Genomic DNA, 13,155 nt, shown 5'->3' on the forward strand with positions numbered 1-13,155 from the left:
CCGTCGTCGTCGGCGACGAAGGCGGATGGGCGGTTGTTGTTCCGGGGAAGCTACTACGCGGTGGACGGGCCGGGACCGGGGGAGGTGGACGAGGCGGCGATGGCGGGGGTGCCGCCGACAACCCCCCCCTCCGGGGGGGGAATGGGGGCGGGGGGGGGGGGGGGGGCGGGGCCGCGCGGGGGGGGCCCCCAGAGGAACGCGCGCGTGCGTGATGGCCGGCAAGGCGGTCGATGTCGACACGTCGGGCGGCGGAATTCAGAGGTGGTGCCCTCGCGACGGAACATCGCGCGGCCGGGACGTGTATCGACCCGGAATGCTCGTCATCGGAGCACCACAAGGAGAACCGCACGATGTTCCGCGTGTTCGCTGCTCTTCTATCCTTGGTCGCGGCGCTGGCCATCGCCGGCTGCACCGAGCAGGCCGACCGGATGCCCGGCGCCGCCCTGCCGCAGACGACGGACGGTGATCAGGCTGCCGTGGCCCCGCCCGACACTGCCGCCGGCGACGACAGCGCAGCCGTCGACATCGGCGCTGCCGTCAGCGATACGGCCGCCGACGTCGGGCGGCTGCGTGGGCCCCGCCCACCGCCCCCCCCCCCCCCCCGGGCGGCGAGGGCTCGCGCGGCGCGTGGGGGGTAGGCGTGGGCGCGGCGGGCCCGGCCCGCCGGGGCCGGCCCCGCCCGCCGCCGCCCCCGCCCCGGGCCGCGGGGGCCGGGCCCCCCGGGGGGGGCGGGGGGGGCCCCCGCGGGGCCCCGGGCCCCCGGGCCCCGGGGCGGCCCGCCCGGGGGCCGGGGGGGGGCCCGCGCGGGGGGGGGGGGCCGGGGGGCGGGGGCCCCCGCGGGGGGGGGGCCGGGGGGCGCGGGGGCGGGGGGGGGGGGGGGGGGGGGCCCGGGCGGGGGGCCCGGGGGGGGGGGCGGGGGCCACTGCATGCCGGGGTCTATTTGGGACCTCAGCCAGACGCAGGGGGGCCCTCGCTGTCCTCGCGCACTGTGTTGACAACCTGCAGGGACTCGGCCCCGCCGCGCGCCCAAGGTCAAGTCGTCCCGATCGCCCCCATCGTTTCAGCCCCACCCGTCGCCGTCGCCCTCGACCAATACACCGTCCACGTCGACGCCCCCGCCTTCGAGCGCCTCCGCCGCGAGGGCCGCGACATCGCCGCCGTCCGGCCGGCCGCAGGCGGCTACGACGTCGACCTCGTGCTCACGGCCGAGGATGCGCGCCGCCTCAAGGCGGATCGCCGGCTGCCGATCGCCTTGTGGCGCGATACGCTCGGGCGCACGGCCTCGCAGCTGGCGGCCGAGCAGGCGGAGGACGGCTTTGCCGTCTGGCGGAAGTACGACGGGCCGGGTGGGTTTCGCGAGCAGGCCGACGAGATCGCCACGGCCCATCCGCAGCTCGTCAAGCACGTCGTCATCGGCACGTCGGTCCAGGGGCGGCCGATCGTCGCGCTCAAGGTGACGAAGGACGCGCGCACGACGCCGGACGGGACGCGGCCGGCCGTGCTCTACATGGCGCTGCAGCATGCGCGGGAGTGGATCGGCCCCGAGGTGGCGTGGCGGCTGCTCGAGCACTTCGTCGACGGGTACGGGACCGATGACGCAGTCACCGCACTTGTCGACTCCCGCGAGTTCTGGTTCGTGCCCGTCGCCAACCCGGACGGGTACGAGCACACGTTCACGGCCGACAACCGACTGTGGCGCAAGACGATGCGGGACAACAACGGCGACGGCGCGTTCGACCCGAACGACGGCGTCGACCCGAACCGCAACTACCCCGAGCACTGGGGGTACGACGAGGAGGGCTCGGGCAGCCAGCCGGGGGCGCAGACCTACCGCGGCCCGGCGGCGGGGTCGGAGCCCGAGACGCAGGCGATCGTCGGCCTGCTGGAGCGCGTCCCGTTCCAGTTCCTCGTGAACTACCACTCCGTGGCGCAGCTCATCCTCTACGGTCTCGGCTGGCAGGTCGAAACCGTCAGCGCCGATACGCCGATCCACGCGGCGCTGGCCGGCACGCCGGCCGAGCCTGCCATCCCAGGTTTCGTGCCCGAGCTCAGCGCCCGCCTCTACACGACCAACGGCGAGACGTGCGACTACGCGATCTCCGTCGCGCACGTCACGTGCTTCACGCCCGAGCTGAGCGACGGCGGCAGCGGCGGCGGGTTCGTCTTCCCGGACGACGAAGCGCTCGTGCAGGCGGAGTTCGTGAAGAACCTGCCATTTGCCATGGATATCGCCACCTCGGCCGCTGACCCGGCGCACCCCGTCAGCCACCTCGGCAACACCGTCGCGCCGTTCTACGTGGATGCCTTCACGACGTCGTACGGCGACCCGCAGCCCGTCCAGGTGAACGCCGCGCGCTACTTGGGCGACGTCACGCTGCACTACCGCATCGCCGGCGGCGCGGAGCAGACGGCGTCCACGGCGGAGTGGGACGGCGGAGAGCGATACGGCGACGCCGGCGACATCCACTACCACCGCGTCCGGGGCACCGTCACGGGGGCCAAGCCTGGCGACTCCGTGGAGGTCTGGTTCACCGCCGGCGACGTGACGTCGACCGCCTTCACCTACACGTTGGCGTCCGACACGACCGCGCGCGTGCTCGTCGTCGCCGCCGAGGACTACACCGGTGCGTTCCCGACACACGCCAAGGCCGCTGGCCCGAGCCACCTCGCCGCCCACATCGACGCGCTCGCCGCCAACGGCATCGCCGCCGACGCCTACGACATCGACGCGCGCGGCCGCGTCGCGCCGCATCCGCTCGGTGTCCTCGGCCACTACGACGCCGTGCTGTGGTACACCGGCGACGACATCGCCACCGCCGCCCCCGGCATGGCGGGCGGCACGGTCTCGCGGCTGGCGAACGACACCGTGCTGGCGATGCGGGACTACGTGAACGAGGGCGGCAAGCTTCTCTACGCCGGCCAGTACGCGGGCTCGCAGTACGCCGCCGGATACGTCTTCGATCCCGAAAGCGATGTGCCGTGCGGTCCGGATCACCCGGAGGCGAACTGCGTCCCGCTGTCCAACGACTTCCTGCAGTACTACCTGGGCGCGTACACGTACGCCGGCCTGGCCCGACCGGGGTACACGTTCCCGAACCGCGCAGGCGACGGCACGGGCGGCGGCTTGTGGTCGGGCACGGGCGATGTCGTCGAGCACAGTGTGTGGCGTGACTTCGACCTGGCCGCGATGCAGGCGCCGGTCGTGTTCGCGTTCGACGCGGACTGGGACCTCGAGACGGACTGGGACAACGGCTACGTCGAAGCCTCGACCGACGGCGGATCGACGTGGACGGTGCTGCCCGAAATGGACGGACGAACCGTCGTCAGCACCGAGGAGTCGGACACGAACCTGGGTCCGGCGCTCAGCGGCGTCGGGCACGCGCGGCTGCGCTACGACGTGTCGACGTACGCCGGTCAGGCCGTGCGGCTCCGCCTGCGCTTCCTCTCCGACTGGGGCACGATCTCGGCCGGCTGGTGGGTCGACGCGTTGGCCGTGACGGACGCGTCCGGCGAGCGCTACCGCGACGACCTCGACGGCGCCGGCGACGCCGCCGGCTGGACGCTGGACGGCTGGTCACGCACCCCCGAGGTCGTCCCGCCCGTGCCGGTGGCCGACGGCCTCGGTGATGGCGATCCGCTGGACGGCCTGCGCTGGTCGTTCGGCGGTGCCGGCGTCGTCACACCCACGCACAGCGCGGCGCTCTCTCCCACCAGCGGCACCCTTTCGATCGACATCTACCCGCAGTTCGAGAGCCGCCTGACCGCGCTCTGGGCGGGTCAGGACGCCCCCGACGGCCAGTACTTCCTGGATTCGGGTCGCGTCGGCGAGGGCTACCTTCGGCTCATGCGCACGATCGACGTGCCGGCCGGAGCCGTTGCCGACAAGCGCCTGGTGTTCCGCATCAAGCACGGCGGCTACGACCCGTGGAACACGGTGTTCGTCGAGGCGCACACGGTTGGGCAGGACGATTGGACGACGCTGCCCGATGCCAACGGCCACACCCGGACCGGCGCGCAGCTCTCGGCGTGCCGCTACGCTGACTGGTACACCCGCCATCCGCAGCTGGCGCACTACCTGACCCGCCAGGGCGAGCGCGTGCCGGTGAACTGCACGCCCACCGGCACGACCGGCACCTGGCACGCCAGCAGCGGCGAATCCGCCGGTTGGGAGGAGTGGTCGATCGACCTCGCTCCGTTCGCCGGCAAGCAGGTCGAGGTCGCGATCAGCCACGTCAGCTGGGTGGACACGGCGGGCGTGGCGATCGACACGATCCGCATTCCGGGCGGCGCGATCGCGTCGTTCGAGGCCGGCTTGGACGGCTGGCGATCGGCCGGTCCGCCCGAAGGCAGCCCTGCCAACGCCAACGACTTCCGCCGCGTGACGGCCGCCGACAACCAGCCGGGTGCCGGGATCTCGACGCCGGACACCGTGTTCCTCGGCTTCGGGCTCGAGGGGATCGCCTCGACCGACCTGCGCAACGCCGTCGTCGGGCGCCTGATCCGCGGCCTCCTCGGGCCGGCGGAGCGGCGGCCGACGGTGTGGTTGCCGTGGGGGGAGAGGCCGTGACGGCGTTGTGCATCCACATTCCGATTCACGACCCTTGACCGCCCTGCGCTATGACCATCGGTAGGGGCACGGCGTGCCGTGCCCCTACCGATGTCCGCGCGGAGGATCGCGCGGTTCGTTGCCCGCCGGATTGGGGTTACCGCAACATCATCCGACTCACCCCATGAAACAGATGCCCAAACCACACCGCCGTCTCACCCACCCCGATCGACCGGACCTCGACATCGCCCAGACCCTCCGCCGGGCCGTACGTGTCGATCGTGCCGTCCGGGTGCAGCCGACCGGCGCCGTTGGACGTGCCGACCCAGAGGTCGCCGGCGCCGTCGAGTTCGATCGCCGCGACCTCGCCTGACGGCAGGCCGTCGCGGCTGCCGAAGAACGTCCACGTGGCGTCTGCGTCGCGGCGCCGGACGCCGTCGGTGCTGCTGACCCAGATCACGCCTTCGTCGCCGGCCGCGATGCCGGTCGTGAAGAGTTCGTCCAGGCCGTCCGCTTCGTCCAACGTGGACCATGTGCCGTCCGCGCTGCGCCGGCTGACCCCGCCGCCGACCGTCCCGCCATCCGTTTCGGGCTCAGTGGCGGCCCACAGCACGCCGCCGGCGCCGAGGGCGATATCGTTCACGCGGTTCGAGGCGACGCCGTCCTGCATCGACCAATGGGTCCACGCCCCGGCGACATCGAGGCGGGCAACCCCGCCGCCGGCGGTCACCGCGCCGCCGTTCGACTCCCGCTCGGTCAGGCCGATCCAGGCGCTGCCCGCCGCATCGACCTCGATCGAACGGATCTCGCCATCCGGCAGGCCCTCGTAGGTGGTCCACGTCCGCCACGTCCCGGCGGCTGACCGCCGCACGAGGCCGCGCGGCGTGCCGAAGTAGGCGTTGCCTGCACCGTCCTCGGCCGCCGCCCGCACGTCGACGAGGTCGACGCCGGCGAACGCGGCACGGCGCGCTCCGTCCGGGGCTTGCCAGACCGCGTGATTCAACCCGGCGAAGACGACCCCGCCCTTCGGGTCGGCCGTGACGGAGCGGATGCGGTTGTCGTCCGTCGGTCCGATCTGGATCGAGAGGCTTTCCCATCTGCCGCCTTTGGGGAGGTGACCGATGTGGGTGTCTGGGAGCTCGGCGGTGCCGGGGACCACGGCCCAGACGTCGCCGCCCTTGTCGACCGCAACGTCGAGCACCAAACCGCCTGCCGGCAGCCCGTCGGCCGTCGTGTGGCTGGTCCATTTGCCGGCACCGTCGCGGTAGCTCAGGCCGTCCTTGGTGGCGATCCAGGTGCCGCCGTGGTCGTCGAAGGCGACAGCGTAGACGTCGCCGTTCGCGATCAGGCCGTCGGCCTTGGTGAACTTCGTCCACGTGCCGTGGTCGTACATGTGGAGGCCGCCGTTTTCCCACTGCAGGTTGCTGAAGTTGTAATCGCCCAATGTTCCGACCCAGACGCGGCCCGCGGCGTCCACCTCGATGCACTGAACGAGGTCGGAGAACAGGCCGGTTCGCGTGCTGTACGCCGTCAGCGTGCCGTCGGCCTCGCGGCGCACCAAGCCGGAGAGCGAACCGACCCACAGCGCGCCTTCCAGGTCGAATGCGATCGATCCGATGTAGGGAAAGCGCCGACCGCTCAATCCGCTTCGCAGCTCGACGGATTGCCACCGCCCGTCCGCTTCCCGCCACGCGACGTTGGGCCCGGTCGTGCTCGTGTGAATGCCGATCCACGGTCGCCCGTTCCGGTCGAGCGACACGGCGTCGATGTGCGTGAACGGCAGCTGCCCGTCGACATGGTGGAGACGCTGTTCCCCGGACGGATCGACTTCGATGAGCCCGTCGCCTCCAACGACCCAAGCGTGGCCGTCCGCGCCGACAGCCGTCCCACTGAACCCCCACCCGTCGGCGGACGAGACGATCTGGCGCCAGCCGCCGTCGGGATCCGACCGCGCGACGCCGTTCGCCGTGCCGAACCAGATCCGGCCGTCTTCGCCGGCGGCGATCGCTTGTACCGCGGCGGCGGGAAGGGCGTCCGCCGTCAGCCAGTCCGTCCGTTCGCCGCCGGCCGCACGCCGCACCAGCGCCCGCTCGAGGCCGAACCAGACGGCTCCGTCCGGTGTCGCGGCCATCGCCTTGGCCGGGGCGAGCCTCTCCTGGCTGCTGTCGACGGCTTCACGCATGCCGGCCGGCAGGCGCAGGACGATGTCCTCCGCGGCCAGCCAGACGTCGCCGCTCGCGGCAACGGCAAGGGCGGTGACGCGCTCGATCGGTTTCGTGCCGGTGTCGCCGCGCCACTTGTCCACGACGGTCCACGTGCCGTCCGGCTCGAGCCGGGCCAGGCCGGCGCCGGTGCCGGCCCACAGCCGGCCCGTATTATCGCGCGCCAAACTGAAGACGCCCGCGTCCGGCAGCCCGTCGGCTTCGGTGAACGTGCGCCAGGCGCCGATGGCGGCGCGCATGGCCAGCCCTTGCCCGTCCGTGCCGAACCAGAGGTTGCCCGCCGTGTCGCCGAGCGCGCTCGTGATGGGCGCATCCACGACGGACTCGGGTGTCTCGACGCGCTCGAACAGGCCGTCGGGCGTGCGCTGCACGAGTCCTGCCGCCGTGCCGAACCACGTCCCGCCGTCCGCGTCGCCGACGATGGCGGTGACGGCGACATCGAGCACGACGTCCTCCTCGCGCAGCGCCTGCCAGTCCCGGCCGTCCTCCGACACGCTGACGCCCAGGTCGTGGCCTACCCAGACCCGGTTCTGCGCATCGACGGCGACGGCGGTGATGTAGTTCGTCAGCAGGCCTTCGGCCACGGTGAACTTTTCGCTCGTGTGGGCCTGGACGTCCCACGCCACGAGGCCCGACGTCGTGCCCGCCCACAACCGGTTTGCCTTGGCGTCGAAGGCCAGCGCCGTCACGTCCCGGCTGAGCGTGAAGTTGGACCACTCACCGGCAGTGCCGCCCGATGGGCGGGTCGCGGTCGGGCGGGGCGTCGTCGGCCGCGTCGTCGGGGGCGGCGTGCCCGGGCGCGTGGCGGTCGATGTCGGAATGCCGCTGCCCATGGCGGTCGCGGTTGCCGTCGGGCCGGCGGCCGGCAGCGGCGCGACGAGCTCGCCGCGGGTGTAGTGGCCGACGAGGGGGAGGTAGATCCTCGGTGTCGACTGAGCGGTGCGCGCCGCAGCGTGAGGCGCGGCCGGCGAAGGGGCCGCCGCCAGGATGCCGAGGAGGAGGGCGGCGGCGACGGGAGCGGTGATGGGGCGCAGGGCGGACCCGGGCATGACGGACCTCCACGGTGGGGTGAGCAGGGCGGTGCAACGCGGACGACGTTATCACCGAGTGCGCGAACGGGGTAGCGGCCTGCAATGGACGCGGCTCGATGGCGGTCGGCTCGAGTCTTGCCGAGCGTGGCGCTGCATCTCGGTAAGGGCCGACCCGTGTCTCGGTTAGATCCGCCTCGACTCTCGGTTAGATATGCGGCGACTCTCGGTTAGATCCGCCTCGACTCTCGGTTAGATATGCGGCCCGTCTCCGGGAGATCGTTCGCCCATGTCGCGCTACGGCCAGTCCAGCCCGAACATCACCCTCCGCTGCACGACCGGCAGGTACACCACCCCGCCGCGCGGATCGCCCGTCGGCATCGCCGTCGCTCCGGTTGGCGACGGCGTGTACGTTGGCCACGGCGGCGGATCCGTCGGCGTCGGTGTGCCCGTGATCGTCGGCCAGGGCGGCGGTTCCGTCGGGCTCGCGGCCGGATCCGGCAGCGGCGTGCGGGTGGGGGTCGGCCCCGGGGTCGGCGGCGTGCCCTGCGTGGCCGTCGGACGTTGCGTCGGTGTCGCTTCCGGCCGCGTCGTGGCGGTGGGCGACGCGGTGGCCGAGCCGCTGGGCGCGATCGTCGGCGACGCCACGGCGGTTGGGGCGGTGCTCGATGCCGTGGGCGTCGGCCCGCCGCCGGCCGTCGGCGAACTCGACGGGACGGGCGTGGCGTCGGGGGAAGGCGAGCCGTCCGGCGTTGCGCTGCCGGTCGGCGTCGGGGACTCGATCGGCACGACGATGAGGCGGCCGGTCATCCCGAGGGCGCGGTGGTTGGCGACCGAGCAATAGAACGGGTACTCGCCAGGGGTGGCCGGCGACGTGAACTTCAGGCCGTACGACTGGCCCTGGAAGATCACGGGCGTGAACACGACCTGTCCGCCGCCGAGTTCGAGCACGAGGTCGTGCGTCCCGGAGTCGCTGCGCACCGCGATCGAGATCGGCTGGCTCGGCGGGACCGCGACGACGTTCGGGACGAACGCCATGTTGGAAGCGCGGATCGTGAAGGACGTCGACGGGACGATCGGGGTCGGGGTGAGGACGGGCGTCGGGGTCGTGGTCGACGTCGGTGGAACGGAGGCCGTCGGCGTCGGGCTCGTGGCCGACGGCGTGGCGCTCGTGTTCGGCGTCGGGCCGGTGGCCGATGCGATCGGTGTCGGCGTCGGTGCCGGGCTCGTGGCCGGGGCCGTCGCGGTCCGAGTGGGCGTCGGGCCGGTGGCCGACGCCGTCGCCGTTCTGCTCGCCGTCCGGGTGGGTGTCGGGCTCGCAGGGGATGCCGACGCCGTCGCGGTCCGGGTGGGCGTCGGGCCGGTGGCCGACGCCGACGCCGTTGCCGTCCGGGTGGGTGTCGAACTCGCGGCCGACGCCGTCGCCGTCGCCGACTTCGTGGGCGTCGGTCCGGCAGCCGTAGCGGTTGCGCTCGTGGCCGGCGTCGGGATCGCCGTGCCCGTCGCCAACGGGGCGGTGGCCGATGCGGCCGGCGGCGTCGTGGCGGTGGCGGTGGGCACCTGTGGTGGCGGCGTGGGGGTGATCGTCTGGGTCGGCACGGTCGTGGACGTGCGCGTGGTCGTCGGCGTCAGCGTCTGCGTGGGCGTCAGCGTGAGCGTCGGCGTCGGCGACAAGGTCGGCGTGGGCGTCGACGTGCGTGTCGGCGTCGTCGTCCGTGTCGCCGTGGGCGTCTTGGATGCGGTCGGCGTGCGCGTGACGGTCGGGGTCGACGTCGGTGTTGCCGTCGCCGTAGGCGTACGTGTCGGCGTCCACGTCAGCGTCGGCGTCGCGGTCCGCGTCGACGAGGGCGACGCGGTCGCGGTCGACGTTCGCGTGGGGGTGCGCGTGCGCGTGCTCGTCGGCGTCGCCGTGCTCGTCCGGGTGCTCGTCGGCGACGGGCCGGGGCTCGGCGTCGTCGTCGGCACCGGGGTTGGGGTGGCCGTCGACGTCGAGGTGCGGGTTGACGTGGGCGACGGGGTGATGGAGGGCGTGAGCGTGGGCGACGGGGTGAGCGTCGGCGAAGGCGTGGTCGAGGGGGTGAACGTGGCCGACGGGGTGTACGTTTGCGACGGGGTGGGCGTGGCGGTGGACATCGGGCCGGCGGTTGCCGTCGGCGGGGGCGGTACGTAGCGCGCGACGAGGCCGTTCCCGATCCCCCAGCCCGCTTCGGGCGGCGCCATCGCGATCGTGTGCAGCTGATGCGCGACGGGATCGTTCGAGGCCGCCCACTGGACGCCGTCCCAGCGAAGCGTCACGGCAGGTCCGCCGACGGTCCAACCCTCGGTGCGCGACGCGAGGGCAACGTCGGAGACACCGCTGCTGATCGGGCTGGTGACCGTCTGCCACGTCGTGCCGTTCCAGTGCCGGATCTCGCCGAAGATGCCGAACGCCACGCCGAAATCGTCGGCGACGACCGAAAGCGTGGAGAGCACCGGGTCGCCGGCCACGGGCCACAAAGACCACGTGCCGCCCTGAAAGCGGTACAGCGTCCCCTGACTCTCGACCGCCCACGCCGAAGCGGCGGACGAGGCGGACAGCGCATAGCCGTAGCCTGGGAAGGCCACCGGCTGCCAGCTCGCCCCGTCCCACTTGTACGAACGCGCCCCGCCGGCCTGCGCTTCGTAGCCGATGGCGAGCCCGAAGCCGTCCTCCGGCATGGAAACGGCCACGATCAGCAGCGGGATCACCTCCTGCTCGACCTCCCAGCCGCCGTTCTGCCAGCGAAGGAGGAAGCCGCAGTTGCATGGGCTGCCGTCCACGTTGATCCGGCGCCAACCGGCGATCCAGGCGTGGTCCGCGTCACGGACGTAGATATCCGTGAGGTGCTGCCCCGTCCAGTGCGGGTTGGAAACGACGGACCACGTGCCGGACTGCCACACGTACGTCTGATCGCCCGCGATCGCCCAAGCCAGGTTGGCGTTCGCGACTGCGATGTTGCCGGTCGAGGCCGGCGCACCCGCGTCCGCCACCCACGTGCCGAGCGCCGCGACGCGTCGCGCCCCGGCCTGCACGCCGTCGGGCGGGGTCGGGCGCGCGGTCGCGAGCGCCGCGAGGGTGCAGGCTGCGACGGCGGCGAGGAGCGGGCGGCGACTTGGCAAGCGGATCGAGCGTCGGTCCGACATCGAGGCCGTTCTGGTGCCTTGACGGAGCGGTTGGGTGCACGGTAGAAGACGCAGGACTGAACGAACGGATGCTCCGACCCACGACGGTAGCGGCCAAAGCAAGCGGGCGCAAACGGCGCGACGCTCGGTTGCGCGGCCTCACGCGCCCGCTGTGCCGTCCGTCGTCGCCAAGCGCACGAACATCCGGCCGCCCACCCACATCGCGACGGCACGAGGCCGCGGATGGCGTCGACGACGAGCGCGCCGCACCCTGCCCGCTATGCGCCCAGTTTTGCCTCGAAGAACTCCGCTATCGCGTCATAGCACCGCACCCGGTTCGCGAGCTTGAGGACGTCGTGTCCCTCGTCCTCGAACAGCAGGAACTCGACATCCTTGCCGTCCGCCTTGAGGCGCTCGACGACGTCCCGGCTTTCGGCGGCCACGACGCGCGGGTCGTTGGCGCCTTGGATCACGAGGAGCGGGCAGCGGATCGCGTCGAGGTGCGTCTTGGGCGAGCGCTCGGTGAGGAAGGCGTGATCGGCCGGGTCGTTCGGGTCGCCGAGCGACAGCTTGAAGTAGGACTTCCAGGTCTCGGGGATCCGCTCGAGGAACGTGAACAGGTCATACGGGCCGAACATGTCGCACGCGGCGGCCCAGAGCTCGGGGTGGCGTGCCGCCAGCGTCAACGTCATGTAGCCGCCGTACGACCGGCCGACGACGGCGGCGCGCTTCACGTCGACGCGCCCGTCCTTCGGCAGCACCTCGGTCATCGCGTGCACGTGGTCCAATCGATCCTGGCCGCCCCAGTCCCGGTCCACCCGCTTGGTGTACGACTGACCGTAGCCCGTCGAGCCGCGGGCGTTGGGCACGAAGACCGCGAAGCCGCGCAGCGTGAGGAGTTGGATGAGCGGCATCGAGAACCACGCGAAGTCCGGACGCTCCTGACCCTGCGGGCCGCCGTGGACGTAGTAGACCAGCGGCCGCGGGCCGGTGAAGCCGAGCGCATCGACCGGCAGATACAGCCGCGCCGAAACGCGCAGCCCGTCGTGGCTCGTGAACGAGGCGTCCTCGCCGGGGCTCAGATGGGCGCGCGGCAGTCCGAGCAGGCGCTCGCGCGTATGCTGTTGCGGGGCCGGGCTGTCGCCGCCGATCGTGTAGAGCTGCGTCGGCGACGTCGCCGTCGAGAACGAGAGGGCGTGGGTCTGGCTGTCCTTGTCATAATGGTGGGCATCGACGACCCCGTCGGACAGCACGCCGCGGCCGGCGACGACGCGGTCGAGGCGGATGCACGGCGCCGCGGCATCGTACTCCCCCTCGTACAACCAGTCGCAGCCGTCGATGTTGTAGCCGAGCACGAAGCGCTCGCCCTTCAGTCGTTCGAACGTCGTCAGCTCGCCCACGCCTTCGTGCACCGTGCCCTCGACCGCCACCGGCCGCAGCTCGGCGGGCGCGGCCAGGTTCAGGCGGGCGATGCCGCCGCGGTCGTCGTGGGCGGTCGTCGTGACCAGGATGGCGCCATCCGCATCCACGAACGCGCACGCGCCGAGGCCGAGGAGCGGCACCCCCTCGCCGGGAACGCGGTCCTCGATCGGCGTTCCGAACAGCAGGTCCGCCGTGCCCGTCTCCGCCCGCCACAGCCGGAGGATCCCGTCGCCCAACGTGTAGCCCTCGCCCAGCACGGCCAGCGCGCCGTCCTCGCTCACACCCGCCACGCCGCCGCCGAATGGGCTGGCGTGCATGCGGATCGCCGCGCCGTCGGCGATGTCGACCTTCCAAGTCTCGATGAGCGGCGTGTCGAGCCGCTGGGCGCCGAAGTAAGCCGTGGCCGTCGCGTCGTCGACGTGCCGCAGGTGGACCCGGTGCCGGTCGAAGACGTCGGCGGCGAGCGGCTCCGGGTAGCCGCCGTCGATCGGAACGATGTGCGGCCGATAGACCTCGTCCCCATCGCGATCGATCATGACGACGATCTTCCCGAGCCGCGGCAGGACGTAGAACGGATGGCCACCGATGAGGTGCGGGTTGTGGAGGGCGATGTCGGACGGCAGGAGCGGCTCCGGCACGCTGCCGCCATGGTCCATCGCATACAGGCTCTGCTGGCCGCTCAGGTTGCTCAAGAAGAACAGGCGATCGCCCACCGTCTGGGGCGACTGGAAGAGCCGCGCGGCGAGCAGCGATTGGACGCGGACAGAGGACATCGGTGGATCTCCGGGGAGTGGGA

At 72.5% G+C, this 13,155-nt stretch carries 5 protein-coding genes; 2 read left to right on the forward strand and 3 right to left on the reverse strand.

Annotation, left to right across the window (positions count from 1 at the left end):
* The first annotated feature begins 350 nt into the window (after positions 1 to 350).
* Positions 351 to 638, forward strand: a complete 288-nt coding sequence (locus IPG72_04400) for a hypothetical protein (GenBank protein MBK6768260.1) — start codon at positions 351 to 353, stop codon at positions 636 to 638.
* Between the two features lie 557 nt (positions 639 to 1,195).
* Complete coding sequence (locus IPG72_04405; protein ID MBK6768261.1) at positions 1,196 to 4,567, forward strand: immune inhibitor A; 3,372 nt, start codon at positions 1,196 to 1,198, stop codon at positions 4,565 to 4,567.
* Positions 4,568 to 4,703: 136 nt separating this feature from the next.
* On the opposite strand, the gene IPG72_04410 is transcribed toward IPG72_04405, so the two are convergent.
* The 3 genes from IPG72_04410 to IPG72_04420 all read right to left on the reverse strand — a co-directional run bounded on the left by IPG72_04410 (position 4,704) and on the right by IPG72_04420 (position 13,132).
* On the reverse strand, positions 4,704 to 7,817 hold the full coding sequence (locus IPG72_04410; protein MBK6768262.1) for a hypothetical protein: 3,114 nt from the start codon (positions 7,815 to 7,817) through the stop codon (positions 4,704 to 4,706).
* Positions 7,818 to 8,093: 276 nt separating this feature from the next.
* A complete protein-coding gene (locus IPG72_04415; protein MBK6768263.1) occupies positions 8,094 to 10,958 on the reverse strand; it encodes a hypothetical protein in 2,865 nt (954 codons plus the stop codon).
* Between the two features lie 257 nt (positions 10,959 to 11,215).
* Positions 11,216 to 13,132, reverse strand: coding sequence for a S9 family peptidase (locus IPG72_04420; protein MBK6768264.1), 1,917 nt, complete (start codon positions 13,130 to 13,132; stop codon positions 11,216 to 11,218).
* Positions 13,133 to 13,155 lie beyond the last annotated feature (23 nt).

The organism is Candidatus Avedoeria danica (assembly GCA_016703025.1).
Taxonomy (GTDB): Bacteria; Chloroflexota; Anaerolineae; order Epilineales; family Epilineaceae; genus Avedoeria; species Avedoeria danica.